This window comes from Brachybacterium muris, from assembly GCF_016907455.1.
Lineage (GTDB): Bacteria > Actinomycetota > Actinomycetes > Actinomycetales > Dermabacteraceae > Brachybacterium > Brachybacterium muris.
On record NZ_JAFBCB010000001.1, the window covers coordinates 990075 to 1014928 of the forward strand.

A 24854-nucleotide genomic window follows, 5' to 3' on the forward strand; every position below is an offset into this window, starting at 1 on the left:
CTCCATCCTGCCACCGAGTGCGGACACATCTGTTCGGAATCGATGAGAGCGGGGCGGCAGCCTGAGGCGCGGACCTGCTCAGCCGCCGTTCTCACGCTGCGGTGGTGAGGGTGGCGTTCAGGAGGGTGTCGACGCAGTCGGCGAGGCGGAAGCCGTAGCCGCCGGTGGTGCCGGTGATGCGGTCGGGGTGCCCGGTGGGTTCGGGCATGTCAGGGGTGGTGGGGGTGTGGGTGATGTGTTCGGGCATGGCGGGCCAGCGGGCGGTGACGGGCCGGCCGTGCTGGTCGATCACGGTGTAGCGGGGCAGGTGTGGGGCCGCAGGGTGATCCGGTGCGGGGACTGGGGCGAGGTGGTGGCCGCCTTCGTGGACGATCACGTGATGGCGACGGCACAGCAGGGCCAGGCCGTCGATGTCGGTGGTGCCACCGTCTGCCCACGGGGTGACGTGGTGGGCATCCAGGTGACGGGACTGGTGGCAGCCAGGGAAGGCGCAGGTGCGATCCCGCAGCCTGAGGGCCCGACGCTGCGCAGGGGATGCCAGGCGACGCGACCGGCCCAGGTGCAGCACCTCACCGGTGCTGCTGGCGATCTGCAGGGCGATCTTCCCCGTGCAGGCCAGGCGCTCAGCGGTCGCGGGTTCGAGCGGGGTGTCGTGACCGACGACGTGGCAGAGGGGTGGGGACGTGGCCGGGTGCAGCGGCGTTCCCGCGGGAACGTTCCGGGTGAGGGCATCGGCGCTGACCTGGACGATCACCAGGTGCCGGTCCTCGCCGGAACGGTCGGTGGGAGCCTGCTCGAGGTAGCCGCGAGCCACGTGCACAAGCGCGTCGGCCTTCCGCTGCTCCAGGGTGGGGGCCACGGTCGCCTCCGCGGCACGGGCGGCGGGATCCGGAATTTCTGCGTCCCCAGCGGCTGGGTGTTCAGTGCTGACGGGGTTGTCGCTGCCTGGTGCGTCGTGGCCGTCGCGGGCCAGGGCGAGGTCCAGGGCGGTGAGGAGTTCGGCCCCCATCTCGGGTGGGAGGATCGCGCGGATCTCGATCATGCCGTCCTCACGGGTCACCCAGCGGGCCTGCCGGATCGCGTCCTGGCCCAGCCGGGCCCCATCTATCGCCCGGAAGCTGGAGAGGGTGCGGGCCAATTGGGAGGCGGTCATCGCACACGCGAGATCCACCAGGGTGGCTTCGTCGACGCGGTCGGCGACCCGGGTCATCTCCCGCACCTTCGAATAGGAGAGGCGGCCCTCACTGAACGCCGCGACCGTCAGCGGCATCCCGGGCAGGGCGCGGGCAACGCGGACGTGCTCACGGGCGGTGCCGGGGGACATGGAGCAGGCCCAGGACAGCCAGTGCGCGGTGGACTTCAGGCCGACGTACCAGCCGGTGCCGCCGCGCTGGTCGAACTCGACGAGCATCAGCAGGAACTGGCAGGTGGCCTCCGCGATCAACGCGGCCTGCTGCTGGATCCGATCCCCCAGCGCTTCTGCGTCGGCCCGCGCGAGGCGCGGAGGACCAGCAGGCAGGTCGCTGCTGCCGGTACTCGCGGCGCGGTCTGGGCTGTCGGTGCCGGTGCTGGTGCCCGCATAGGTGTCGGGCGGGTCGGTGGTGAGAGTCATCGTCGTCCCCCGTCAAACGCCCAGCCCCCTGTACGGGCCAGGTCACGAGGAACCAGTCCACCAACCACCCCCGACAAACGAACCATTCCCGGCACGGGTGTGGACGACCCGCCTATGGGGAGGAACTCGGCGGATCGACACGGGGTCGACGACAGGGGCGGGTCGGGCGAGGAGGGCAGGTTCTCGTCGGCGATGGCTCGAGGGCAGAAGAATTCAGGTGAGAACGCGGGGCCTCGCGGCTAGGGTCGCGACCATGCCTGCCAACGAGTTCGACCACCCCTTCGTCGCCACCACCTACGACACGGTCGAAGGGTCCCGCGAGGATCTGGACCTGTACGCCTCCATCGCCGACGAGATGGGGGCGCGGTCGGTCCTGGACGTCGGTTGCGGCACCGGCGCGCTGGCGGTGAGGCTCGCTGCCCAGGGGCGCGCCGTGACCGGGGTCGACCCCGCCGGCGAGATGCTCGAGGTCGCTCGCGGCAAGCCGCACGCCGAGAAGGTGCGCTGGATCCACGGGACAGCGGTGGACGCGGTGCCGGTGGCGGAGGCCCCGGAGGCCCGGGGGCTTCCCGCCGAGCTGGCGGTGATGACCGGTAACGTGGCCCAGGTGTTCACGCGCGATGAGGACTGGCTGGCGACCCTGCGGGCCGTCCACGCGTGCCTGGTGCCCGGCGGTCACCTCGTGTTCGAGACCCGCATCCCCGAGCGGCGCTCCTGGGAGGACTGGGCGCAGCAGCGCGAGTCGAGGTGGCACGCGCCGGGCGTGGGCGAGGTGCGGGAAGTGTTCGAGGTGAGCGAAGTGGATCTGCCGCTGGTCAGCTTCCGCTCGGACAGTCATCTGCCCGATGGGACGGTGGTCCCCTCGACCTCGACGCTGATCTTCCGCTCCCGGGAGGAGATCGCCAGGACCCTCGCCGAGGCCGGGTTCGAGTTCCTGGGGACCCGTGATGCGCCCGATCGTCCGGGCTGGGAATGGGTCGTGATCGCGCGACGGTCCTGATCAGGGGGCGGGCCGACTCACCGCCGGGTCAGGTCCAGGTCCCAGGAGTAGTGCTCCGGCAACTGGGGGATCGCCCACTTGGGGTCCGGGAAGAAGTACTCGTACCCGGCGGAGAACGGGTAGGTCCAACGGGCGATGTGCTCCTCGGCGCGGCGCCCCGCTTCCCGGATCCCGTCGATCTCCTCGGCACTGAAGTAACCGGTGCGCTCGGCGCCCTCCAGCTCGTCCTCGTCCTTGTAGTGCCAGTCGCGCCGCGGCAGTACCACGAGGTCCAGCACCAGGTCGCGGGTGCGCAGGCCCTCCTCGGTGCGCTCGTAGGGCGTCTCGAGGTTGATGTAGTAGCAGCCCAGGGAGCCGTCGTCCTTGTAGAACAGCCACACCGAGTACGGCAGGTCCGGCAGGCCGATCATCAGGATGCCGTTGCCGGTCCACAGCTGCTTGGACTGCACCCGGGGGGCGGTGAACATGCCCTCGTCACCCGCACGGCGCAGGGCGGCCCCGGATTCCAGCACGGGCAGCAGCACCTCGGTGCCGGGGGCGATCCACACCACCACACCGCGGTCGTCGTCCAGCACCACGGTGCCGGGCCGTACGGTCTGCGTAGGGTGCTGAGGGGTGTAGTAGGTCCAGGTCACCTGGTCGCCGGGCGACCAGCGGGGAGTGCTCGACATGGTGTGTCCCGACCGGATCGGCCCTCACGGACGCCCCGTTCCGACCGGTCACCGGGCCGGAGCTGCACTGCCCGCGAGGGGGAAGGTGTATGGGCCGACCATACCCCGCCACCATGGGGGCGTCTCCCCGCCGCGCCGGGTCAGCGCGGTCGCAGCTGGGTCACCAGCGGGCACTCCATGGGGTCCGCATGGGCCAGACCCACCTGGTTCAGGTACCGCACGATGATCGAGTACGAGCTGATCAGGTTGGTCTCGGTGTAGGTAATGCCGCGCTCGGCGCAGAACTCCTTGACGATGGGCCGCACCTTGCGCAGGTGCCCGCTGGGCATGCGCGGGAACAGGTGGTGCTCGATCTGCAGGTCCAGCCCACCCATCGCCCAGTTCATCGCCCGGCCGCCGGTGATGTTGCGGCTGGTGAGCACCTGACGGCGCAGGAAGTCCACCTCGAGGTCCTTGGGGATCAGCGGCATGCCCTTGTGGTTGGGGGCGAAGGAGCCGCCCATGTAAATCCCGAACACCGCGAACTGCACGGCAAGGAAGGCCAGCCCCATGCCGAGGCCGAGGACCGAGAACACCAGCACCGGGAAGCCGATCAGGCGGACCGCCAGCAGCGCGCCCTCGAGGCGGCGGTGCTTGAGCTTCTTCTCGGTGAGCACCGAGGAGATCGCCTCGTAGTGCAGCACGAAGGCGAACAGGGAGAGCATCGGGAAGAACATCCAGCCTTGGTGGCGGGAGAGCCAGCCCATGAAGCCGGTGCGCTCGGCGGCCTCCTCCGGCACGAACACCAGCACGCCGCCGGAGATGTCACCGTCGCGGCCGATGGTGTTGGGGTGGGCGTGGTGCTTGTTGTGCTTGCGGTTCCACCAGGAGATGCTCAGCCCCACCACCAGCGCCCCCAGGACGCGGGAGAACCACTGGTTGCGCTTGCCGGAGGCGAACACCTGCTGGTGGGCGGCGTCGTGCCCCAGGAACGCGGCCTGGGTGAACAGGATCCCGAACAGCACTGCGACGGCCAGCTGCCACCAGGTCTGCCCCATGGTGAGCAGCAGGGTGACCGCACCGGCCAGGGCCAGCACCAGCAGGGCGGTGCGCACCATGTAGGTGCCCACGTCCCGGCCCATCAGCCCCGCGGCCTTGACCTTCTCGGATAGCTCGAAGTAGTCCCGGGTCTGCAGGTTGCCGCGGGCGTGGGTGCTGGGCCGCGGTGCGGTGCCGGTGGCCGGCGCGGCGGTGGGGGGAAGCGCAGTGGTCGTCATACCGGTGACGCTAGGAGGGCCCCGTGACCCTGCGCGTCACCCGCAGGAGCGAACCTTCGCCCCCTACCGGGGTAGGGGGTCAGGGGCGGGTCCGCTCAGGTAGGTACCGGGTCGGTCAGCGGGATCCGTGCGCGCACCGCGTAGCCGCCGTCGTCGGTGGGGGAGGCCGCCACCGCCCCGCCCAGGGACATCACCCGCTCCCGCAGCCCCGCCAGGCCCATCCCGGATCCGGGCATGGCCTCGGTGGTCGCGGACGGCGCCGTGTTCGCCACCTCGACCAGCAGAGCCGGGTTCTCCGAGGTGGGGGCATCCGGCGTAATGGACACGGTGATCGCGGCACCGGCGGCATGGCGCAGGGCGTTGCTGAGCGCCTCCTGCACCACCCGGTACACCACCAGGCCCACGGTGGGCGGCACCTCCACCACGGCGCTCAGCTCGGCCACGTCCGTGCAGGCGATCTGCGTGCCGGAGGCACGGGATGCCTCCACCAGGTCGCCCACGTCGACCAGCCCCGGCATGGGCACGGTGTCCAGGCGGCCCTCGGACTCCTCGGTGCGCAGCAGCGCCAGCAGGGAACGCATCTCACCCAGGGCCTGCCGGGACGACGCGGCGATGTCCTCGAACTCCCGCTCCGTCTGCTCACCGAGCCCGTCGATGCGGTAGCGGGCGGTGCCGGCCTGCACCGTGATCACCGACATCGAGTGGGCCACCACGTCGTGCAGCTCGCGGGCGATGCGGTTGCGCTCCTCCAGCTCCCGCCGCCTGCGCGCCTCCGCGGCACTGAGCGACTGTGCCTTCTCCACCTGCCCGGCGATCAGGATCCACTGCCGCACCATCAGGCCCAGCAGCACCACCGCACCACTGACGGCCACCAGCACCACCCCGTTGGTGAGCAGGCCCCGCGGGGGCGTGAGCACCAGGGCAAGGAACGTCAGCAGCGCCCCGGCGGCCCACGCCGAGATCGACCAGTACCAGCGGTGGCACACCGCCAGCACCGCCAGGGTGAGACAGTGGGCGATCAGCGAGGTCACCGGCCAGGGCCAGGGGAGCGTGGCGGGAGCAGCGGCGGTCACCAGCATCGTCCCCGCCGCGGCGGGGATCGCCAGCGACAGTCCCGCCCAGGGCCATCGGACGGCCAGCACCGCGGCGACCGAATGGCCAACCGTCACCACCATCGCCAGCGCGGGGTCGACCCCGTACACGGCGGCCGTCACGGGCCAGCCCACGACGGCCAGGACGAAGCCCGCGCCGGCGACCGTCATCGGGGTCCAGGCACTGTGACGCAGCTGCTCCAGAGGATGGATCATCGGCCCTGCTCCCTGGGATCACGGGCGACGACCCTGGGATACCGTGCACCCATGACTGTCGCCCCCGCACGTCCCACCCGCGTGCTCATCGTGGACGACCAGTCCATGATCCTGGGCGGCTTCGCCGCACTGCTGTCGGCGCAGGAGGGCATCGAGGTGGCCGGGACCGCCTCCGACGGGGTGGGCATCACGGAGGTGGTGCGCCGCACCCGGCCCGACGTGGTGCTGATGGACATCCGCATGCCGAGGGTGGACGGGCTCGAGGCGACCCGCGCCGTTCTGGCGATGCCGGGCGAGGTCCCCAGGATCATCATGCTCACCACCTTCGATGCCGACGAGTACGTGTTCGCGGCGCTGCGTGCCGGCGCGAGCGGGTTCCTGCTCAAGGATTCCACACCCGAGGAGCTGGTCCGTGCCGTGCGCGTGGTGGCCAACGGCGAGGCCCTGCTGACGCCCCGCGTGACCCGCACCCTGATCGCCGACTACGCCTCTCGGCCGCACCCGAGCCCCCGGGTGGCGCCGACGCTCAGCGGCCTCACCGACCGCGAGCTGGACGTGCTGCGCCTGGTGGCGCGGGGCCTGGCGAACCGGGAGGTGGCCGCGGAGCTGGTGATGGCGGAGCAGACCGTCAAGACGCACGTGTCGCGGATGCTGGCCAAGCTGCAGCTGCGCGACCGCACCCAGCTGGTGATCGCCGCGTACGAATCCGGCCTGGTTCGCGCCGGCGACTGAGGGCCCGGGGGGCTCGGCGCGGGCGGTGCGTCGGTCAGCCCAGAGCCAGCAACGCCAGCACCAGAGCGAGGGCACCGGACAGCCCGGAGATCGTCAGCAGCACGATGCCGGCACCCGCTCCCCTGCGCGGGCGGTCCGTGGCGACGGCCGAGGGTCCCGCACGCTGCGGGAGCGTGGCGTCGGCCCCCAGCTCAGGGGCAGGCGGCGGCGTCCCCGGGTGCCACAGCGCAGCGGGGTGCCGCTCGGGGTTCACGCGGGTGGGCTCGTCCACGAACGCATCGGTGGAGGCCTCCTGCGGATCAGGTGCCTGGGCGGGGATGGACCCGGTGCGGGCGGTGATCCGCTCGTGCAGGCCGGGAGCGATACCCGCAAGGTCTGCGGGCCCGTTCAGGCCCACTTCGCGCAGACCGTGCCCCAGCGATCCGGGCTCGAGCGGCTCGACGCCGTCCGGCACCGTGATCCGATTCCCGGCGCGGCTGCGGCACCAGCTCTGGATCGTTCCCTGGGGAGCGGGAAGGCGCTCGAGGGCCTGGCGAGCCGTCGGCCGACGGGTGGGGTCCGACTCCAGCATCGAGCGCAGCAGCGCATCCAGAGCGCCGGCGGCGGGATCCGTGCTGTCGGCCAGGCCCTGCCGGGCATCCTCGCCGCCCAGCATCTGCTGGGCGCATGCGGCTGCGGCCCACACGTCCTGTGCCGGGCCGGTGCTCTGGCCCTCCATGACCTCGGGGGCCATGTACCCCGGGGTGCCGTGGAAGCGTCCGGTCGCGGTGAGTCGTACGTCGGACTCGTGCAGGGCGATGCCGAAGTCGGCCAGCAGCAGGTGCGGGGCCTGGCTTCTGGTGCTGTCCAGCAGCAGGTTGGCGGGCTTGACGTCGCGGTGCACCCAGTGGTTCTCGTGCATGGCGGCGAGCGCCTCGAGCAGCTGGCCCAGCAGGTGGGAGGTGAGCGAGGGGGCGAGAGGACCGTACGTGCGCAGCAGCCCGGCCACCGTGCCGCCGTGCACCAGCGGCATCACCAGCACGATGGTGTCGTCCTCCGCGACCCAGGTGTACGGCGGCAGCAGGTGCGGGTGGGCGCCCAGTCCCTGCGCGGTGCCCACCGACTGCTCGCGCACGAAGCGCAGCACGTCGGCGCCGTCGCGCTGGCGCATCACCTTGGCCGCGAAGATCGCGCCGTAGCGCCGGTCCACGGCTCGCCAGAGAGACCCGGTGGCCCCCCGGGCCAGGGGATCGACGAGCTCGATGCGACCGGCGATGACATCGGACATGATGGTGCACATGCTAGGGCACCCCCATCCCCCGCGAGCGGCCGCGCCGACGCGGCTCGCGCTGCTCCCGTCCGCGCTGCCGTCCGCGCTGCTGGCGCTGGTGCTGGTGCTGGTCCTCGGATCCGCCCCGGCGCTCGCCGACCCGGCCGACGAGCCGGAGGCGCCGGCCACCGCGTACCAGGCGGCCGGGGCCGAGATCGAGGGCGGCTCCTCCATCGCCCAGGCGCCCACCGTCGCCCCCGGGCTGCACCGAGATTCCTTCGCCGAGGGCGGTGCCGACGTCAGCGGGGACGGCACCGCCAAGTACTACCGGATCGCGGTCGGGGAGCGCGAGAGGGTGCACGCGGCCGCGGTCATCGCCGCCCCGCCCTACGGGTCCGGGGTGCCCGAGGACTACCAGGACCTCTCGGTGGGGCTGGCCTTCGTGACCGCCGGCGGGGACGACTGCAACGACTCCAGCACCGGCACCTACGGTGAGACGCACACGGCCGACGGTCCGATCACCACGGTGCGCGTCTCCGGGCCGATGGGACCGGAGGACTGCGCCGGGACCGAGCTGTTCCTCAAGGTCACCAGGATGGGGACCCGGCTGGCCGATCAGCCGCTGCCCATCGAGGTGCAGATCGCCATCGAGCCGGCCGGGACCGCGGGCGGGGACCCCTCTGTCGACGAGGAGATCGCCGACTCCGGTGCCTCACCCGTGGCCCCCGCGCAGTCCGAGCCGATCGAGCTGGGCCGCTCCTTCAGCGGTGCGCTACCCGTGGAGCCCGGTTCCTACGTGATCGAGCTGGTGCCCGGCGAGGTCGGCTTCGTCTCCGTCTCCGTGGGGGAGGGGCAGAGGCTGCGGTGGCGCACCGAGATCGTCTCCGAAGTGGGGGAGGAGGCCGGGCAGCTGGTGGTGCTGGCCCGCAACCCGGTGCGCGACCAGGTCGCCGTGGGCGGGGGGAACCAGTCCCTGTCCCAGCGCGGGATCATCGAGGGTGGGGGGATGACGGCCCCGGTCGCCGTCGGCAACCGCTCCTCGGAGAAGGCATCCATCCGCAGCGCCTGGCTGCCCGGCACCCACACCGTGATGGTGCAGCGCCTGCAGCGGCCCGAGGGTGCCGCTGCGGCCGGGGCGGACCCGGTGCGGCTGATCCTCACCCTCGAGGTGGAGGGCGAGGCGGCCGAGGGCGCCTCCGAGGTGCTGGAGCTGGGCGACCTGCCGAGCGGCTCCTCCGGAGGGCTCAGCGACCTCGGGTTCCTCGGTGAGCTGGGGATGGGGAAGCTGGTGATGCTGGGGGCCGCCGGCCTGCTGGCGGTGGTCGCGGTGCTCACCGGGGTCGCCGGGGCGGCGGTGCTGTGGGGGCGCAGGCGACGCTGATCAGCGGGCCCAGCCGGGCTCAGCTGCTCCAGGCCTCCCACAGCCGGGCGTACACGCCGTCGAGTGCCACGAGGTGCTCGTGCGGGCCCTGCTCGACCACGCGGCCCTCTGCCATCACCAGGATGCGGTCGGCCTCCTTGGCCTGGGAGAGCCGGTGCGCCACGATCACCGTGGTGCGGCCGGCGGCCACCGCCAGCGCCGCCCGCTCCAGCACCCGGGCGCCGGAGGAGCCCTCGTCGGCCGTGGCCTCGTCCAGCACCAGCACGGCCGGGTCCTGCAGGGCGATGCGGGCCAGTGCCAGCTGCTGGGACTGCTCGGCGCTGAGCCGCTCGCCCTTCTCGCCCACCTCCGTGTCCAGGCCCTTGGGCAGGCGCTCGGCCCACGCATCGGCCTCCACGGTGCGCAGCGCCGCCCACAGTTCCTCCTCGGTGGCGAGGGGGCGGGCCAGCTTCAGGTCCTCCGCGAGGGTGCCGCGGAACACGTGCACGTCCTGGCTCACGATCGAGGCGTGCGAGCGCACGGCCTCGATGTCGGCCCGCGCCAGATCCGCCCCGCCGTGGAGCACCCGCCCGTGACGGGGGGTGAGGGTGCCGGTGATGATCGAGGCCAAGGTGGACTTGCCGGCACCGGAGGCGCCCACCAGGGCCACCGTCTCCCCGGCGGCTATGTCCAGGTCGATCGGGTGCAGCACCACCCGCTCCTGACCGTCCTCGTCGGTGGTGTAGGAGTGGGAGACCTGCTCCAGGCGGATCGAGGCGTCCTGCGGGACCTGGGGCCCCGGGGAGGCCGCCGGGTCGATCGAGGTGATCACCCCGACCATGCGTGACAGGCTCGCCCCGGCGCTCTGGACGTCGTCGAGGTTGAAGATGAACGCCAGCATCGGCCAGAACAGGCTCACCAGGTAGATCGCGGCCGCGGTGACCAGGCCCAGCGGGGCGCCCGCCTGGTGCACCATCGCGAAGCCGATCACCATCACCGACAGCAGCGCGATCGACTCCGGGATGTTGATCAGCGCCACCATCTTCCCCACCAGGCTCATCACCCGCATGTTCAGCACCGCGGCGGTCTCCGACAGCACCGCCACGTGGCGGGTCTCGCGGCGCTCGATGCCGTAGGCGTTGACGGTGGGGATGCCGTGGATGGCGGAGAGCAGTCCCTGGGCGCGGGCGCCCATCGCCACTCGCTCCTTGCGGTACAGCGGGGCGGTGCGACGCAGGTACCAGCGGGCCGCCAGCACGTACATCGGCACGATCACCACGACCATCAGCAGCAGGTAGGGCGAGAGGGTGGCCATCCCGGCCAGGGTCACCACCACCAGGAAGCCCAGCTGGATCAGGTTGGGCACCAGGTTGTTCACGGCCCGCGCGGCCACGTCCACGTCGTCCGCGACCCGGGAGAGGGCATCGCCGATGCCCGTCTGCTCCATGGACTGCGCCGGCAGGTCCAGGGCGCGGTCGATCACGTCCTCGCGCATCCCGGCCAGGATCCGCTGTCCCAGCGAGGAGATCATCGTCCAGCCCACCGCCATCAGCACGGCCTGGACCGCGCCGACGGCGACGATCTGCGCCCCGAGCGTCCACACGGCGGCGGAGGTGCCACCGGAGTCGACCACGTCCACCGCCGCACCGATCAGGCGTGGCAGGATCGCCGCAGCGACAGCGCTGCCGATGGTGATCAGCAGGGTGAGGAGCGTGAACCAGCGGTGCTCACCGAGGCGCGCCAGCATGAAGCGCGCTGCCTGGCCGCCGCTGGCGATCGGCAGCAATTGGGCGTGCTCGTCCAGCTGCCGCTGGGCGGTGGTGTCATCGCCCAGGACCTCCTCGACGGAGCGGTTCCAGTCGATCATGCTCACTGGTGCACCATCCTTAGTGCGGCCTTGTTCGGTAAGGTCGTGACCACTCGGTCCCGGTGGGTGCACGGCCATTTGTGCGTGCCGTTCGACGGCCACGATGAGTTCTGCCGGCCCCGCCGGGCCGAGGCCATCTGAACGGCGTCAGGAACATGCCCCTTTGAGGGCCGAGCAGTGAGCTTCCGGCAGATGACCTCCACCAAGTGGTGCTCCTTCGATGAACCTGGAGTACGCGCATGTATGTCGGATGGGACTGGGGCAATACCACCCATGCTGTCGCTGTGATCGATGACCAGGGCCAGGTGATCGACCGCTGGCCCTGCCCCCACACCGAGGACGGGATTCGAGCCACCCTGGCCCGCCTGGCCAGCCACGGCCCTCCGGCTAGGCTGCCGGTCGCGATCGAGACCACCCGCGGGCTGGTGATCGACCGTCTCCTGACCGCCGGGCATCCCGTGGTCCCGGTCCATCCCAACGCGTTCAACGCCGTCCGTCCCCGCTGGGGCGCTGCCCGCGCCAAGGACGACCCCGGCGACGCGTTCAAGCTCGCCGACTACCTCCGCACCGACGGGCACCGCCTGCGGACCCTGCGCCCGACCGAGCAGGCGACCCTCGAGCTGCAAGCGCTGGTCCGGGCCCGCGAGGACCAGGTCACCGCCCGCGTGGCCGCGACCAACCAGCTCGCCGCCCTGCTGGCCGAGCACTGGCCCGGCGCCGGGGTGGTGTTCGCCCGCCTGGACTCCGATATCGCCCTGGCCTTCTGCGACAGGTTCCCCACCCCAGCCTCGGCCAAGCACCTGGCCCCGGCCAGAATGCGGGACTGGCTCGCCCGGCAGCACTACTCCGGCCGCGTCGACCCCGCTGCCCTGGTGGCCAGGCTTCGTGGGGCCCCCGCGCCTGCCTCGCGGCTCGGTGAGGAGACGATCACCGCGCTGGTTCGCACACAGGTCCAGGTCATCCGGGCCCTCAGAACAGCGATCGATGACCTTGAAGCCCAGATCGAGACGGCTCTGGCCGCCCATTCCTGGGCAGCGTTGATCCAGCCCCTGCCCCGGGTGGGGATCGTCAACCTCGCCCAGATCATCGGGGAGATCGGACCGTTGCTCGAACACGCCTCCAACGCTGACCAGCTCGCCGCCGAGGCAGGCGTCGTGCCCGTCACCCGCGCCTCGGGTAAATCCCACGCGGTCGTGTTCCGCTACGCCACCAACCGGCGGGCCCGCCAAGCCCTGGTCCGCTGGGCAGACAACTCCCGCCACGCCTCGCCCTGGGCGAAGAACATTTACGAGACCGCACGCGCCCAGGGCAAACGCCATGCCCATGCCGTGCGGATCCTGGCCCGGGCCTGGCTGCGGATCATCTACGCCTGCTGGCGCGACGGCACCTGCTACGACCCCGCCACCCACCAAGCCCACAGAACCGACAGAACACACAAAACCACCGCTCTCGCGGCCTAGAGGTTGACTCAGGGAACTCATCGCTGCACCATCTCCCGGTAGTCCTCGAGGTCCATCAGCTCGGCGTGGTCGCCCTCGGCGACGATCCGCCCGGAGCGCAGGTACACCACCCGGTCGGCGTGGCGCAGCAGCGCCGGGGCCCGGGTGACGATCAGGGTGGCCCGGTCGGTGCGGCGGCGTGCCGCCACCAGCGCCTCGGCGATGTGCTGCTCGGTCACCGCGTCGACCGCGGTGGTGGGGTCCTGCAGCACCAGCACGGGCGGGTCGGCCGCGACGGAGCGGGCCAGCGCGATGCGCTGACGCTGCCCGCCGGAGAGGTTCGAGCCACGGTCCAGGATCCGGGTGTCGTAGCCCTCGGGCAGGATTCGCAGCAGGTCACCGGCACCGGCGGCATGCAGGGCGGCATCAGCCCAGGCGTCGTCGGAGCCGTCGGTGGCCACCGTGTCGGGTGCGCGGGTGGCCAGCTGCTCACGCAGGGTGCCGTCGAACAGGTCCACCACGTGCGGCTCCACCAGCAGATCAGCGCGCAGCTGCATCCGCTCCTGCGGCGTGATCGGGCGCTCGCCCACGCGGGCCCCGCCGTCGGTGCGGCCGGAGACCGTCTCCACCAGGGCGTCGGCATCGCGCACATCCGCGCAGGCCACCGCCATCACGCTGCCGTCGGGGACGGAGAGGTCCACGCCGGCCAGGGGGCCGGTGCCCACCGCGTCCAGGTGCAGCCCGCCGGCACCGCCGCGGCGCAGCCGGGCGCCGCCGGGCCCGTCACCGCGGTCGTCGCGCTGGGTGGTGAGGCGCTCCAGGGTGAGCTCCTCGTCGTCCACGGTGCGGCCCAGGTCGCCCAGCAGGTCGCGCACACGGCGGGCGGAGGTGGACATGCCGGCCCACCACACGGGGGCCCCGGACAGGCCCTGCAGCATGCCCATCACGGTGCGGGCCACGCCCACCACGGCGATCAGCACCCCGATGGAGAGGTCACCGGCCAGGGTGCGCTGGGCGGCGATCACCACCACGGCGGCCAGCATCAGGCCGGTCACCAGGGTGGTGAGTCCGCTGGAGATGCCGGAGTAGCGGGCGTTGACCAGGGCTGCTTCGAGGGCCACCCGGGAGCGGCGGCGGTACACGGCGCGGGCGCGGGACTGCACACCCAGCCCCTGCAGCACGCGCAGGCCGTGCACCAGGTCGGTGGCGGTGGCGGCGGCCTCGGCGGCCTGGGACTGCTGGTCGTCGTAGCGCTTGGACAGGGTCGGGGTGATCACCCGGATCACCAGCACCATCACCACGATGCCCAGCAGCATGGCCAGGCCCAGCCACACGTCCAGCACCGTCAGCCAGACGGTGGCGCCGAGCACCACCAGCAGGGACGGCACCACCCAGGGCAGCATGTCCAGCACGTCCGAGGCCTTGTCGGCATCGGAGGTGGCGATGGAGAGCACTTCGCCGGCGGGCCGGTCGATCCGGCGGGAGCGGGGGTCCAGCACCGCGCCGGTCATCGCCACGCGCAGGCGGTGCCTCTCCAGCATGCAGGCCTTCTGGGAGGCCAGGAAGGTGAGGATCCAGAACACGGCACCCACCAGGCGCAGCGCCACCACGGCGAGGGCGCCCAGGATCGTGACGCGCAGGTTACCGGCCACGATGCCGTGGTCGATCACCAGGCCCAGACCGATCGGGACCAGCATCTCGATGCCCTCGGAGATCGCCGCCAAGGGCAGCACCCAGGCCAGCATCCCCGTGTGGGCGCGCACGATGGACCGCAGCACGCCGGGGCGCGGCGCGTCGGCGGTCGAGGCAGTGGTCGGGGCAGGCGCCGCTGCGGCGGAGGAGGGGACGGGGTCGGGCACCTGTCGATCCAACCCCGCGGGGGTGCGTCGCCGCAATCGAATATGCAGCCCGGGCGGTGTCGACCCGGTCACCTGGCCCGTCGGCCCCGGGCCGGTGGCAGAATGAGAGTGACCACCCCCGAGGAGAGGACCCCGCGCGTGAGCACCCGCACCGTCGAACTGTTCGTCGATCCCGCCTGCCCCTTCGCCTGGATGACCAGCCGTTGGCTGCTGCAGGCCGCGCAGGTGCGCGAGGTCACCCCGCGCTTCCGCGTCATGTCCCTGGCCGTGCTGAACGAGGGCCGGGACCTGGATCCCGACTACCGCCGCGGCATCGACGACTCCTGGGGCGCTGCCCGCCTCGCCGTCGAGATCGCCCGCACCGAGGGCGATGAGGCCTTCTCCCGCTGGTACACCGCCTGGGGCGAGCGCTTCCATGTGGGTGACCAGAAGGGCGATCGGCGGGCCACCGCCACTGCGGCCCTCGAGGACGCGGGGCTGCCTGCCGCCCTGATCGATGCCTACGACCGCACGGAGGGCGATGAGGTGGAGCAGGCCCTGCGCGCCTCCCACGCCGAGGCCATCGACAAGGTGGGCGACGACGTGGGCACCCCGGTGATCTCCTTCGGCGAGGGCACCGAGGGGACTGCTTATTTCGGCCCCGTGGTGTCGCCGGCACCCAAGGGGGAGGCGGCCGGCCGCCTGCTGGACGGTCTGGAGGCCCTGGCCGGTGTGCAGGGCTTCTACGAGCTCAAGCGCAGCCGCACCGGCGGCATCGACCTCAGCTGAGTGACCGAGAGACCCAGAGACGGAGTGATGAGCATGCATGTCCACATCGGCACCGACCACGCCGGCTTCGAGCTGAAGAACCGACTGGTGGCCTCGCTGCGGTCCAAGGGCCACGAGGTCACCGACCACGGTGCCCACGAGTACGACGCCTTGGACGACTACCCGCCGTTCTGCATCGCCGTGGGTGAGGCCGTGGTGGCCCAGCCCGGTTCGCTGGGAATCGTGATCGGCGGCTCCGGCAACGGTGAGCAGATCGCCGCCAACAAGGTGAAGGGCGTGCGCGCGGCCTTGGTGTGGAACGAGGACACCGCGAAGCTGGCCCGCCAGCACAACGACGCCAACGTGATCTCCGTGGGCGCCCGCCAGCACACCGAGGAGGAGCTGGAGGACCTGATCGACCTGTTCCTGGCCGAGCCCTTCAGCGACGAGGAGCGGCACTCGCGGCGCATCGCCCTGATCGCCGAATACGAGACCACCCGCGCTCGCTGATGCCCGAGGGGCATACCGTCCACCGGCTGGCCGCGGCCTTCCGCGACGGCCTGGTGGGCGGCCCGGTGCGCACCTCCAGCCCGCAGGGGCGCTTCACGGAGGCCGCGCAGATCGACCGGATGGTGCTGCTGGGCGCCGAGGCCGTGGGCAAGCACCTGTTCCTCGCCTTCGCCCCGAGCGACGACGTGGACCTCGACGCGCCGGTGGTGCGGTGGGTGCACGTGCACCTGGGCCTGTACGGCTCGTGGACCTTCGCCGGTGAGCCCGGCTTCGCGGTGCTGCATGCCATCGGCGCGCCCCGGGTGCGGGTGGGGGAGCAGGAGAGCGCCCTGCCCGAACCCGACGGCGACGATGATGATGGCGACGGGCGCGGGGCGGGGACGGCCGACTGGCGTTACCTGCTGCCGCGGCCCACGACCCGGTTGCGCATCCAGGGGCCCCGCGGGCTCGCCGACCTCACCGGCCCCACCGCCTGCGAACTGCTGGACGGCGCTGGCCGGCAGGCGATCATCGACCGGCTGGGCCCGGACCCGCTGCGCGAGGACGCCGACCCCGAGAGGTTCGTGCGCCGCGTGCTCGCCTCACGCTCCCCGATCGCTACGCTGCTGATGAACCAGCAAGTGGTGGCAGGGATCGGCAACATCTACCGGGCCGAGCTGCTGTTCCGAGCACGCCTGGACCCCTTCGTACCCGGCACGGAGCTGGGTCGCGGACTGGTGGAGGGGATCTGGGAGGACCTGGTGGAGCTGATGCGATACGGCGCACGCACCGGTCGCATCGTCACCACGCAGCCGGAGCACCGACTGCTGGATGCGCGGATCATGGAGCGCACCCGGCAGAACGGGGACGACGACCCCACCGTGGTGCCGCGCGAGCAGTCCTTCTACGTGTACCACCGGCACACCCTTCCCTGCCGCCTGTGCGGCACCGAGGTGCGATCGCAGGAACTGGCCGGGCGCACCGTCTACTGGTGCCCCGGCTGCCAGAAGGTGCGCAGCCGCAAGGCGGCCTGGATCGGACAGCATCCCGCCGCACCCTGGGCGCTGGAGACTGGGGATGATTGAGCGGCCCCACAGGGACGAGCAGCCGCCGCTCGCTCCCCTGCTCGAGCAGGGGGCACTGACCGCGGCCGACGGGCACGAGCTGGTCTACGAGCTCTCCGGCACGCGCGGCGGTGTGCCTGCGCTGTACCTGCACGGCGGCCCCGGCGGGCTGCTGATGCCGGGCTACCGGCGGAAGGTCCCCGCTGATCGCACCCTATTGGTGGGCCTGCTGCAGCGCCGCATCGGCCCGGGAGGGCTCACCGGCCAGACCACGACGAACCTGGTGACCGACATCGAACAGCTGCGGGAGCACCTGGGGATCGAGACCTGGATCGTGCAGGGCGTCTCCTGGGGCAGCACCCTGGCGCTCGCCTACGCACAAACACATCCCGAGCGGGTGCGGGCCGTGGTGCTTTTCGCGGTCACCACCACCGGCCGCTGGGAGGTGGACTGGATCACGGAGGGCGTGGGGGCGGTGTACCCCGAGGCATGGGATGCGCTCGCGAGCCGTGCCGAGCAGCGCACGGGCTTCCGGCGCGGTGGGTCCGGGTTCGGGCACGCCGCGGGGTCACCGCGACTGGTGGAGGCCTACCGCGACATGCTCGCCGATTCCGATCCGCAACGCGTGCGGGAGGCCGCGGCCGCCTGGATGAGCTGGGAGGACGCCCACATCGGGATCGGCCTGCCCGCAGGCGCCCCGGCGCCCGCGATGCGTACCGTCGATCAGCTGACCGAGGCCGATGTGGAGTTCGCGCGCCTGGTCACCCACTACTGGTCCTACGACGGCTTCGTGGCCGACTGGGCAGTGCGCTGGGGTGCCGAGCCCGGCAGCGGACTGCTGGGGGGCATGCACCGCCTGGCAGGGATCCCCGGGGTGCTGATCCATGGGAGGCGCGACGTCTCCGGCCCGGTGCGCACCCCGTGCCTGGTGCACCGGGCGTGGCCCGGCAGCACCCTTCAGGTCGTCGAGGGCGAGGGCCACGGCGGACCGGAGATGGTGCGACTGTGGTGCGAGGCGATGGACCAGCTCACTCGCCCGGGTTGCGCTCCTTCAGGGAGGCGCTGAGCACCGTTGCGAAAGCGGTCCAGGCCGCGTACGGGGACAGTGCCACGCCGTAGCGCTTCTTGGCACGGCCCACGCGGCGCACAAGATCAGCGCTGGAGACGGCGAGGGCGGCCGCGACCGGCACGGAAGCGCCCACATTGCGGGTGCCGAAGAACACCCAGGACCAGCCCGCGTTCAGCACCAGGTTCACGCCGAGAGCCTTCTTCAGGGCCGCGCGCTCCTCCTCGGGCAGCTTGTCCAGTGCCAGGCCCGTGGTGACCGCGATGTCGGTGTACAGGGCCGTCCAGGCGACGGGGAACACCCAGCCGGGCGGCTGGAAATCGGGCTTGTCGAGCGACTCGTACCACAGCGATTCGGTGCTCCGGGCGGTTGCGACGGAACCGGCAGCGGCAGTGGCGGCGGTGGCGAGGGAGGTCTTCACGAGAGGGTGCATGTCCTCACCGTAGACCGGTCAGATGGGAGGTGCCCGGCCGCTATTACAGTAGCGCCATGCCTGATGCTCTCCCCGATGCCTCCGTGATCGACCTGCCCGGTGGTGCGACCATCCACCGCGCCCACCTGAGCGAGATCAACCCGGTCACCGTGTACCTGCTGGCCAAGCTGCGGCAGGACGTGTTCACCCTCGAGCAGCACGCCACCGACGCGGACCTCGACGGCCGTGAGCTGGAGCCCGGCACCACTATCCTGTGGATCGAGACCGCGAGCGGAGAGCCTGCCGCCCACATCCGGGTGCTCACCGAGGACGACGGCACGCTGCGCATCGGCCGCCTCGCGGTGCGCAAGCAGAACCGTCGCGACGGCTTCGGCGGGAGGATCATGCGGGCGGCGCTGGACCTGACGCACAGGATCGATCCCGAGGCCGAGGTGCACATCGACGCTCAGGCGTACCTGGAGAAGTGGTACCTGGGGATGGGTTACGAGACGACAGGGTCAGTGTTCATGGAGGCCGGCATCGAGCACGTGCCGATGGTGTACCGCCACCCGCGCTGATCAGTGCGGGCACCGGCCTGTAGGCAGCTCAGTCCAGCAGTGCCGTGATGTCCTCGCGGCCGAAGTACTGCGCCGTCGCACGGCCGCTGGGCTCGCCCAGGTCCGGGTCGGCTCCGGCCTTCAGCAGGACCCGCGCCACCTCCGTGTACCCCTTGAAGGCGGCGCCGGCCAGGGGCGACTGGCCGCGGTCGTTCAGCAGGTCCACGTCGGCCCCGCGGGAGGCCAGGGCCTCCACCAGGGTGGGGTGGTCGTGGTACGCGGCGAGCATCAGCAGGGAGTTCCCCTCGGCGTCCTGCATGTCAGCGGGTGCGCCCTGGTCCAGCAGTGCGAGCAGGGTGACGGCATCACCCTGCCGGGCCATGTCGAACATCTGGTGGGCGAGCTCCACGACGTCATCATCCATGTGGATCAGGGTACGGGGCGGTGCTTGACGCCGGCTTCAGAGCCCACCGATCTCGTGGTCGCGCTGGATCCCGGCGGTGGGCCGTCTCCAGGTAATGCCCACCACGCGATCGTGGTGCGCTGCGAACGACTGAGCATGCGCGCTGGTCAGGTCAGGGCAGCTGGCTGTCGAGGCGAAGGGACGAGGCGCAAGAGTCGACCTGGCCTCAGCGCTGATCAGTGCGCTGCTGCCCCGAGCAGCCGCTGCGAGGCATGAACCTCGGGGCCGAGCACCATGAGCTCATCCACCAGGGCCTGGCCTGCGGCGGTGAGGGCCTCCTCGCTAAGCGGGGTGAGAGCGTCGAGGATGAAGAACGCGGTCCGTGTGTCATCGGTGAGTCCGGTGCGCGGGCCCTGTCGCCAGTTCCAGCGCCGGCAGGTCACCCCCGCATCGTCGCGCCAGATGACCTCCCCGGCGATCGGGTTCTCGATGACTGTCGTACCGTTCGCGATGGTCTCGAAGGGTTCATCACCGCCGGCGCGGACGAGCCGGGCCGGACCCTGGTACTTGTCGAGATCCTCACCGCCCAGCGGGATCTGGTGCAGCACCGAGATCGCGTTGTAGATGTCGGTGAGTGCGTTGATCCGAGGCAGGCCCGTGGCGGCGCGACGAGTGAGGGCCTCAAGACTGTTGCGGGTGCGCTGCGGCTTCGCCCCGAACGCTCGATACGCCTCTCGCCAGGCGGCGATGTGGTCCAGCTCCTCCACCGGCGAGGAATCGATCAGCTCCCGTGCATGAGCCTCGGCACGGCCGACGAGATCGTCGGCGGACGGCGAGGAGGACAGCGGGTCCAGCCCGGAGACGACGATGAGGAGGGCGCGCTAGTCCGGGCGCAGCTCGAGCACGGCGGGGGACACCTCGCACGCGGCGAGGAAGGTCTCGGGGGTCTGAGGATCAGTCATCAGTGCTCTCCATTTCTTGGGCTTCGCCCACGCCGGGTTCGTGGACGTGTCGCGCGTCAGACTTAGTGGCAGGGCCGTTATGTAGGTCCTGAAGGAGATGAATATTCGCCTCGCTGGGGTCCGCTGATCGAGGGTTCGGGTGCCACGTCGCTGCCGTAGCGGTGGCGTCGTTCGGGACCACCAGTGGTGTCGTTGGGGCCGCTCTGTCTACGCTCCTTCCGCCGTGTGTATAGGGCACGCGGCGGAAGGAGCAATCTGGAATGGTACGGAAGATCAGGGCGAAGCTGGTGCTCCAGCTGCGCGCAGAAGGTCTGTCGGGGCGAGCGATTTCGTCCTCGCAGGGCATGTCCCGCAAGTCCGTGAGGGCGGTGTTCGAGGCCGCTGACGCTGCAGGGATCGGGTGGGGCGATATCGCGGACGTCGCCGATGAGCAGGTGTATGCCCGGTTGTTCCCGGGCCGGGGCGAGCACGAGAGCGTGTTCGCACAGCCGGACTGGGAACAGGTCCATCGAGAGATGGCCAGGGTCGGCGTGACGCTGAAGCTGTTGCACGGCGAGTACTTCGACGCGACCACGGCGGCTGGGGATCCGGCGATGGGGTATGACCGGTTTTGCCGCACCTACCAGCACCACGTCATGGTCACCGGTGCCGCTTCGAGAGTCGGTCACAAGGCCGGCCAGAGCGTGGAGGTCGACTGGTCCGGCCCCACGATGGAGCTGGCCGATCCGGTCACCGGCGAGGTCTCGAAGGTGTTCTTGTTCGTTGCCTGCCTGCCTTTTTCTCGTTACGCGTTCTGCTTCCCGGCGCTGGATATGCGCCAGGAGTCCTGGCTGCGAGCGCACGTAGCGATGTTCGAGGCGCTGGGCGGGACGGTCCCGAGGATCGTTCCGGACAACCTCAAGACCGGTGTGGTGAAGCACCCCCGCGAGGGCGAGATCGTCCTGAACGATGCGTATCGCGAGATGGCAGCGCATTACTCGGCGGCGGTGCTCCCGGGGAGGGTGCGGAAACCGAAAGACAAGGCGAGCGTGGAGAACACCGTCGCGCACGTCGCGACCTGGGTCATCGCCGGGCTGCGGGATCAGCGATTCACGTCCCTGCCCGAACTTGCAGCCGCCATCGGGCAGCGGATGGAGGCCTATAACGCGGAGCCGTTCCAGAAGCGGCCCGGATCCCGCGCCAGCGTGTTCGACGCGGAGGAGCGGCCGCTGCTGACGCCGCTGCCGGCGGTGCCCTACGAGATCTCGACATGGCACTACGGACGACGAGTGGGCAGGAACGGGCACGTCACGTTCGCGCGGAACTTCTACTCCGCGCCGTTCGCGCACATCGGCGCGAAGGTCGATCTGCGCATCACGGCCCGGACGCTGGAGATCTATCAGGGCAGCCAGCGACTGACCAGTCACCTGCTGCTCCCGGAGACCGCGAGCAATGAGTACCGCACCAACGACGCGGACCTACCTGCGGGCGAGCGTTTCCAGGCCTGGGACGCGCAGAGGGTGCGGGCGTGGGCAGATCGGGTCGGGCCGGCCACGGTGATCGTGATCCAGCGGATCTTCGAGTCCGTGCCGATCGTGGAACAGGGCCTGGATCCCGCGTTGGCGGTGCTACGGCTCTCTCGCCGCTTCTCCGTAGATCGGGTCGAGGCGGCCTGCGCACTCGCGCTGACGGGACGGGTCCGTTCACCGCGCTATGCGCATCTGCACCCGATCTTGGCCACCGGGCAGGACAAGGTCGCCGCCCTGCGTCCACCCCGCGAGGAACCCGCGGAAGACGGCGGATACGTCCGTGGCGCCGACTACTACGCCGGAGGTGTCCGGTGAGCGTGATCGATAACGACACGAAGCGGAAGCTGCGCGAGATGGGCGCGACCGCGCTGCTGGACGCGATCGATGCCCAGGATGAGGCTCACGTGCTGGGGATGTCGTTCCAGGAACGGCTCCAGCTGATCGTGGACGAGGCGCATTCCATCTTCAATCATGGAAAGGTCGAGGGTCTGATCCGCCGGGCGGGGCTGCGTTATCCCGGAGCGGACCTGCGGCGGCTGGATCTGGTCGAGGAACGGGGACTGAACCGGAACGTGATCGCGCAACTGGCAACCTGCTCCTTCATCCAGCGGCAACAGAACGTGGTCTTCCAGGGCTTCACCGGCTCAGGGAAGTCCTACCTCGGCTGCGCGCTGGCGAAGCAGGCCTGCCAGCACCGGCTCCGAGCCCACTACATCCGAATGCCCGACCTCGAAGAGGCCTGGGCCCTGGCAAAGGACAAGCCGCAGGGCCAGACGAAGTTCCTGCGGAAGTACTCCACGTTCTCGCTGCTGGTGATCGACGAGTGGCTGCTGGACCATCCTGACGAGGGAATGCGTTCGATGCTGCTGGAACTGCTCGAGCGCCGCTATGACACCGGCTCGACCGTGTTCTGCACCCAGTACCCGAAGAAGGACTGGCACGCCCGGCTCGGTGGAGCAGTCCACGCCGATGCGATCATGGACCGCATCGTGCACAACACAATCTGGATCGACACCGGCGACAGGAACATGCGAGAACACACCGCACTGCCCCAGTGACCCGATGCCGGCGGGAGCCAGTGGTCCCCACCGCGGCGGCTACTGGCCCCCGTCGGCACGATCGGCGGTCCCCAAGAGCAAGATTCGGTGGCTCCCACGACTACGAATACTCAGGAGAGTCAGAAATGGGTAGACCACCCTCGATTCCGGCGGAGAAGAAGACCCGGATAGTGCTGAGCGTGCTGGCCGGCGAGATGTCCATCGCCGAAGCGGCACGCAAGGAGAAAGTCAGTGAGCAGTCCATCGGACGGTGGAAGGCCGAGTTCCTGGAAGCCGGCAAGACCGCCCTGGTGGCCGGCAGGTCCGGACCATCCTCCCGAGAGGAACAGCTGGAGGCCGAGGTCGCCGAGCTGACCCAGGCTTTGGGCGAGGCACACCTGGAGGCCAGGGTGTGGAAGAAGTCCGCGGAGGGCCGGCTGGGCCCTTCGAGGACCTCGAGGTGATCCGCGTGGAAGCGGGCATGTCGACCGCGAGGTTCTGCCAGCTCTTCGACATGCCCGAGCGGACCTGGCGCCGCTGGCAGGCCAAGGCCCGCACCGGGACGGCGGTGAAGGGACCGTGGCCGCAACCGGCACGGCAGGCCGCCAGGGAACTGGTGGTCAAGCACGCGTTGGCCCATCCGGCGTGGGGGCATCGGAAGATCTGGGCGATGGTCCGCCACGACGGGCATGTGGTTTCCGAGGCGACCGTGCTGCGGATCCTGCGCGACGAGGGGCTGATTCTGCCCGCGCAGTACCAACGGGAGCGACGGAAGCTGGCCGAGCGGCGCAAGGCCGCGTTCGCCACCGAGCCGACCGGTCCGAGCCAAGTCTGGCAGCTGGACTTCAGCGAGTTCGAGACCACCACCGGAGGGACCTGGCGGCTGGCCGGGTGCCGGGACTACTGGTCCAAGTACGAGCACCCCTTCCACGTTTCGCCCACCGGGAACCAGCACGACGCGATCGACGCGATCGAGTTGGCCCTGGCCGACTACGAGGCCATGTTCGGTCACCCGCTGGTCGAGGCCTGCCCGGTCGATCCCGAGACCGGTGAGCTGTTGCCCGTGGTGACCATCGTGACGGACAACGGCGGGCCGTTCCGGTCCTTCCGCTTCGAGTCCTTCATCGCCGCCCACCCCGAGCTACATCACGTGCGCACCCGAGTGAAGACCCCGGGGCAGAACGGGTCCCGTGAACGCGGCTTCGGCACGCTGAAGTACGAACGGCTCTACCTGGACGAGATCGACGACGCGATCGTGCTCGCCGAGCGGGCCGAGGACTACCGGATCGAGTACAACGAGCTCCGGCCCCACGAGGCCATCTCATGGAACCGGCCCAAGGAGGTGCACCTGGGCCTGGCCGACCCCACCACCCCGACATTCAAAACCAAGGAAATCCTGCCAACTACTTGACGCGGGACAATCCGTGGCGTCTCGGTAGGTGCGGCCACGAGGGCGATGCGTTCGTTGATGTCGGCTCGCAGCGCCCGGCGGCGGGCGTTGCGCGCGGCCTGGATCTCCTTGAGGCTGACCTTCTGGTCGTGGTGCTCTTGGTTGACGGCCTTGCAGACGAATTCGTCGTGACCGAAGACGCGGATCTCGGTGATGTCGCGGGGGTCGTAGCGGATCACGACCGAGCGTCCGACGTAGCCGGCCAGAGTTGGCGAGACGTAGCGCAGGCCCTGGAAGCGGATGCCATCGCGGCGCACGACGCGGGTCTTGGCGACGGTCAACAGCAGTCTGTCGAGGTCTTCCAGGCTCTCGGGCATTCGGGGCAGCCAGCCATCGGCGATCCACGCGCTGCGCGGGGAGGTTCCGAGCTCGCTGTGCGTGCGGTCGTTGTAGGTGGCCACGAACGCCTCCAGGGCGCTATCGAGGGCGGCCAGGGACAGTTTCGGTGTCGGCCAGGGGTGCCCTTCGGTGATGTGTCCGGGCAGGGTGGCGAGTAGCTCGGTGTTGATGGTGCCGAAGAACCGCTCGATCTTGCCCCGTCCCTGGGGTCGGGCGACGGTGGAGTGGATCAGTCGGATGTGGAGGTCGACGGCGGTGTGGGCGAGCTGGTCACTGGTGAAGTCGCTGCCGTGGTCGACGTAGAGCACGTCGGGCAGGCCGCACATCGGCCAGGCCGGGTCGGTCTTGTGCCAGATTGAGTATTCGTAGTCGTGGGAGCCACCGAATCTTGCTCTTGGGGACCGCCGATCGTGCCGACGGGGGCCAGTAGCCGCCGCGGTGGGGACCACTGGCTCCCGCCGGCATCGG

Annotated in this window: 25 protein-coding genes and 1 pseudogene; 14 read left to right on the forward strand and 12 right to left on the reverse strand. The window is 70.7% G+C overall.

The window, feature by feature from the left end; genetic code table 11:
* Positions 1 to 91: 91 nt before the first annotated feature.
* A complete protein-coding gene (locus JOD52_RS04550; RefSeq protein WP_204408903.1) occupies positions 92 to 1612 on the reverse strand; it encodes an HNH endonuclease signature motif containing protein in 1521 nt (506 codons plus the stop codon).
* 253 nt (positions 1613 to 1865) lie between these two features.
* On the opposite strand from JOD52_RS04550, the gene JOD52_RS04555 reads away from it, so the two are divergent.
* Positions 1866 to 2612 (forward strand): class I SAM-dependent DNA methyltransferase, encoded by a 747-nt coding sequence (locus tag JOD52_RS04555; RefSeq protein ID WP_204408904.1) that lies wholly within the window; start codon positions 1866 to 1868, stop codon positions 2610 to 2612.
* A gap of 17 nt (positions 2613 to 2629) precedes the next feature.
* Here the strand turns inward: JOD52_RS04555 and JOD52_RS04560 are convergent, their stop codons facing one another.
* From JOD52_RS04560 to JOD52_RS04570, 3 genes are all read right to left on the reverse strand, one after another.
* On the reverse strand, positions 2630 to 3283 hold the full coding sequence (locus JOD52_RS04560) for a ribonuclease FAU-1 family protein (RefSeq protein WP_204408905.1): 654 nt from the start codon (positions 3281 to 3283) through the stop codon (positions 2630 to 2632).
* A 140-nt stretch (positions 3284 to 3423) separates the two neighbouring features.
* Positions 3424 to 4539: a fatty acid desaturase family protein gene (locus JOD52_RS04565; protein ID WP_204408906.1), complete on the reverse strand. Its 1116-nt coding sequence runs from the start codon at positions 4537 to 4539 to the stop codon at positions 3424 to 3426.
* Positions 4540 to 4634: 95 nt separating this feature from the next.
* A complete protein-coding gene (locus JOD52_RS04570; RefSeq protein WP_204408907.1) occupies positions 4635 to 5846 on the reverse strand; it encodes a sensor histidine kinase in 1212 nt (403 codons plus the stop codon).
* Between the two features lie 51 nt (positions 5847 to 5897).
* Between JOD52_RS04570 and JOD52_RS04575 the strand changes: the two genes are divergently transcribed.
* Entirely contained in the window at positions 5898 to 6578 is a 681-nt protein-coding gene (locus JOD52_RS04575) for a response regulator (RefSeq protein ID WP_017824247.1), read from the forward strand.
* Between the two features lie 34 nt (positions 6579 to 6612).
* On the opposite strand, the gene JOD52_RS04580 is transcribed toward JOD52_RS04575, so the two are convergent.
* A complete protein-coding gene (locus tag JOD52_RS04580) occupies positions 6613 to 7845 on the reverse strand; it encodes a serine/threonine-protein kinase (RefSeq protein WP_204408908.1) in 1233 nt (410 codons plus the stop codon).
* Between JOD52_RS04580 and JOD52_RS04585 the strand changes: the two genes are divergently transcribed.
* The gene (locus JOD52_RS04585) at positions 7832 to 9208 is read left to right on the forward strand and encodes a hypothetical protein (protein ID WP_204408909.1); all 1377 of its coding nucleotides are present in this window, start codon (positions 7832 to 7834) and stop codon (positions 9206 to 9208) included. The genes JOD52_RS04580 and JOD52_RS04585 overlap by 14 nt on opposite strands.
* Positions 9209 to 9227: 19 nt before the next feature.
* Here JOD52_RS04585 and JOD52_RS04590 read toward each other — a convergent pair whose 3' ends face one another.
* Positions 9228 to 11054: an ABC transporter ATP-binding protein gene (locus JOD52_RS04590; RefSeq protein ID WP_239552104.1), complete on the reverse strand. Its 1827-nt coding sequence runs from the start codon at positions 11052 to 11054 to the stop codon at positions 9228 to 9230.
* 239 nt (positions 11055 to 11293) lie between these two features.
* On the opposite strand from JOD52_RS04590, the gene JOD52_RS04595 reads away from it, so the two are divergent.
* The gene (locus JOD52_RS04595) at positions 11294 to 12514 is read left to right on the forward strand and encodes an IS110 family RNA-guided transposase (RefSeq protein WP_204408911.1); all 1221 of its coding nucleotides are present in this window, start codon (positions 11294 to 11296) and stop codon (positions 12512 to 12514) included.
* 17 nt (positions 12515 to 12531) lie between these two features.
* On the opposite strand, the gene JOD52_RS04600 is transcribed toward JOD52_RS04595, so the two are convergent.
* The gene (locus JOD52_RS04600) at positions 12532 to 14352 is read right to left on the reverse strand and encodes an ABC transporter transmembrane domain-containing protein (RefSeq protein ID WP_204408912.1); all 1821 of its coding nucleotides are present in this window, start codon (positions 14350 to 14352) and stop codon (positions 12532 to 12534) included.
* A gap of 138 nt (positions 14353 to 14490) precedes the next feature.
* Here JOD52_RS04600 and JOD52_RS04605 point away from each other — a divergent pair, with 138 nt between their 5' ends.
* From JOD52_RS04605 to JOD52_RS04620, 4 genes are read left to right on the forward strand one after another with little or no spacing between them, the layout of a single operon-like run.
* Positions 14491 to 15120: a mycothiol-dependent nitroreductase Rv2466c family protein gene (locus tag JOD52_RS04605; protein ID WP_031307003.1), complete on the forward strand. Its 630-nt coding sequence runs from the start codon at positions 14491 to 14493 to the stop codon at positions 15118 to 15120.
* 33 nt (positions 15121 to 15153) lie between these two features.
* Complete coding sequence (locus tag JOD52_RS04610) at positions 15154 to 15609, forward strand: ribose-5-phosphate isomerase (RefSeq protein ID WP_031307002.1); 456 nt, start codon at positions 15154 to 15156, stop codon at positions 15607 to 15609.
* Positions 15609 to 16673 (forward strand): Fpg/Nei family DNA glycosylase, encoded by a 1065-nt coding sequence (locus JOD52_RS04615; protein ID WP_204408913.1) that lies wholly within the window; start codon positions 15609 to 15611, stop codon positions 16671 to 16673. Before JOD52_RS04610 ends, JOD52_RS04615 begins: the two co-directional genes overlap by 1 nt.
* Complete coding sequence (locus JOD52_RS04620; RefSeq protein ID WP_204408914.1) at positions 16666 to 17718, forward strand: alpha/beta fold hydrolase; 1053 nt, start codon at positions 16666 to 16668, stop codon at positions 17716 to 17718. Before JOD52_RS04615 ends, JOD52_RS04620 begins: the two co-directional genes overlap by 8 nt.
* Here the strand turns inward: JOD52_RS04620 and JOD52_RS04625 are convergent.
* A complete protein-coding gene (locus tag JOD52_RS04625) occupies positions 17681 to 18151 on the reverse strand; it encodes a TspO/MBR family protein (RefSeq protein WP_204408915.1) in 471 nt (156 codons plus the stop codon). The genes JOD52_RS04620 and JOD52_RS04625 overlap by 38 nt on opposite strands.
* Before the next feature lie 56 nt (positions 18152 to 18207).
* Here JOD52_RS04625 and JOD52_RS04630 point away from each other — a divergent pair, with 56 nt between their 5' ends.
* Positions 18208 to 18708: a GNAT family N-acetyltransferase gene (locus JOD52_RS04630; protein WP_204408916.1), complete on the forward strand. Its 501-nt coding sequence runs from the start codon at positions 18208 to 18210 to the stop codon at positions 18706 to 18708.
* 28 nt (positions 18709 to 18736) lie between these two features.
* On the opposite strand, the gene JOD52_RS04635 is transcribed toward JOD52_RS04630, so the two are convergent.
* Together JOD52_RS04635 and JOD52_RS04640 are read right to left on the reverse strand one after the other, a co-directional pair.
* A complete protein-coding gene (locus JOD52_RS04635) occupies positions 18737 to 19111 on the reverse strand; it encodes an ankyrin repeat domain-containing protein (protein WP_204408917.1) in 375 nt (124 codons plus the stop codon).
* Between the two features lie 215 nt (positions 19112 to 19326).
* Positions 19327 to 19857, reverse strand: a complete 531-nt coding sequence (locus JOD52_RS04640; protein WP_017822974.1) for a B3/B4 domain-containing protein — start codon at positions 19855 to 19857, stop codon at positions 19327 to 19329.
* A gap of 455 nt (positions 19858 to 20312) precedes the next feature.
* On the opposite strand from JOD52_RS04640, the gene istA reads away from it, so the two are divergent.
* Genes istA through JOD52_RS04660 form a run of 5 tightly spaced genes read left to right on the forward strand, consistent with a single transcriptional unit; the run spans position 20313 to position 24008 of the window.
* Positions 20313 to 21875, forward strand: coding sequence for an IS21 family transposase (istA, locus tag JOD52_RS04645; RefSeq protein WP_204408388.1), 1563 nt, complete (start codon positions 20313 to 20315; stop codon positions 21873 to 21875).
* Positions 21872 to 22618: an ATP-binding protein gene (locus JOD52_RS04650; RefSeq protein WP_338124028.1), complete on the forward strand. Its 747-nt coding sequence runs from the start codon at positions 21872 to 21874 to the stop codon at positions 22616 to 22618. Before istA ends, JOD52_RS04650 begins: the two co-directional genes overlap by 4 nt.
* Before the next feature lie 4 nt (positions 22619 to 22622).
* Positions 22623 to 22751: a hypothetical protein gene (locus JOD52_RS17430; protein WP_275579089.1), complete on the forward strand. Its 129-nt coding sequence runs from the start codon at positions 22623 to 22625 to the stop codon at positions 22749 to 22751.
* Positions 22744 to 23061, forward strand: a complete 318-nt coding sequence (locus tag JOD52_RS04655; protein ID WP_010080477.1) for a transposase — start codon at positions 22744 to 22746, stop codon at positions 23059 to 23061. The genes JOD52_RS17430 and JOD52_RS04655 overlap by 8 nt, the downstream gene beginning before the upstream one ends.
* Complete coding sequence (locus JOD52_RS04660) at positions 23058 to 24008, forward strand: IS3 family transposase (RefSeq protein WP_204408918.1); 951 nt, start codon at positions 23058 to 23060, stop codon at positions 24006 to 24008. The genes JOD52_RS04655 and JOD52_RS04660 overlap by 4 nt, the downstream gene beginning before the upstream one ends.
* Positions 24009 to 24172: 164 nt before the next feature.
* Here JOD52_RS04660 and JOD52_RS04665 read toward each other — a convergent pair.
* Positions 24173 to 24712 (reverse strand): annotated as a pseudogene (locus JOD52_RS04665) (Mu transposase C-terminal domain-containing protein); the annotation flags it as partial.
* On the reverse strand, positions 24657 to 24851 hold the full coding sequence (locus JOD52_RS04670; protein WP_204411829.1) for a hypothetical protein: 195 nt from the start codon (positions 24849 to 24851) through the stop codon (positions 24657 to 24659). The pseudogene JOD52_RS04665 and the gene JOD52_RS04670, both read right to left, overlap by 56 nt.
* Positions 24852 to 24854 lie beyond the last annotated feature (3 nt).

Coding starts and splice junctions, on each gene's coding strand:
- JOD52_RS04655 (WP_010080477.1), top strand. CDS start 22,744: ATGGGTAGACCACCCTCGATTCCGGCGGAGAAGAAGACCCGGATAGTG.
- JOD52_RS04635 (WP_204408917.1), bottom strand. CDS start 19,111: ATGGATGATGACGTCGTGGAGCTCGCCCACCAGATGTTCGACATGGCC.
- JOD52_RS04565 (WP_204408906.1), bottom strand. CDS start 4,539: ATGACGACCACTGCGCTTCCCCCCACCGCCGCGCCGGCCACCGGCACC.
- JOD52_RS04625 (WP_204408915.1), bottom strand. CDS start 18,151: ATGCACCCTCTCGTGAAGACCTCCCTCGCCACCGCCGCCACTGCCGCT.
- JOD52_RS04580 (WP_204408908.1), bottom strand. CDS start 7,845: ATGTCCGATGTCATCGCCGGTCGCATCGAGCTCGTCGATCCCCTGGCC.
- JOD52_RS04610 (WP_031307002.1), top strand. CDS start 15,154: ATGCATGTCCACATCGGCACCGACCACGCCGGCTTCGAGCTGAAGAAC.
- JOD52_RS04630 (WP_204408916.1), top strand. CDS start 18,208: ATGCCTGATGCTCTCCCCGATGCCTCCGTGATCGACCTGCCCGGTGGT.
- JOD52_RS04670 (WP_204411829.1), bottom strand. CDS start 24,851: ATGCCGGCGGGAGCCAGTGGTCCCCACCGCGGCGGCTACTGGCCCCCG.
- JOD52_RS04555 (WP_204408904.1), top strand. CDS start 1,866: ATGCCTGCCAACGAGTTCGACCACCCCTTCGTCGCCACCACCTACGAC.
- JOD52_RS04585 (WP_204408909.1), top strand. CDS start 7,832: ATGACATCGGACATGATGGTGCACATGCTAGGGCACCCCCATCCCCCG.
- istA (WP_204408388.1), top strand. CDS start 20,313: ATGGTACGGAAGATCAGGGCGAAGCTGGTGCTCCAGCTGCGCGCAGAA.
- JOD52_RS04615 (WP_204408913.1), top strand. CDS start 15,609: ATGCCCGAGGGGCATACCGTCCACCGGCTGGCCGCGGCCTTCCGCGAC.
- JOD52_RS17430 (WP_275579089.1), top strand. CDS start 22,623: ATGCCGGCGGGAGCCAGTGGTCCCCACCGCGGCGGCTACTGGCCCCCG.
- JOD52_RS04570 (WP_204408907.1), bottom strand. CDS start 5,846: ATGATCCATCCTCTGGAGCAGCTGCGTCACAGTGCCTGGACCCCGATG.
- JOD52_RS04595 (WP_204408911.1), top strand. CDS start 11,294: ATGTATGTCGGATGGGACTGGGGCAATACCACCCATGCTGTCGCTGTG.
- JOD52_RS04590 (WP_239552104.1), bottom strand. CDS start 11,054: ATGATCGACTGGAACCGCTCCGTCGAGGAGGTCCTGGGCGATGACACC.
- JOD52_RS04575 (WP_017824247.1), top strand. CDS start 5,898: ATGACTGTCGCCCCCGCACGTCCCACCCGCGTGCTCATCGTGGACGAC.
- JOD52_RS04560 (WP_204408905.1), bottom strand. CDS start 3,283: ATGTCGAGCACTCCCCGCTGGTCGCCCGGCGACCAGGTGACCTGGACC.
- JOD52_RS04550 (WP_204408903.1), bottom strand. CDS start 1,612: ATGACTCTCACCACCGACCCGCCCGACACCTATGCGGGCACCAGCACC.
- JOD52_RS04620 (WP_204408914.1), top strand. CDS start 16,666: ATGATTGAGCGGCCCCACAGGGACGAGCAGCCGCCGCTCGCTCCCCTG.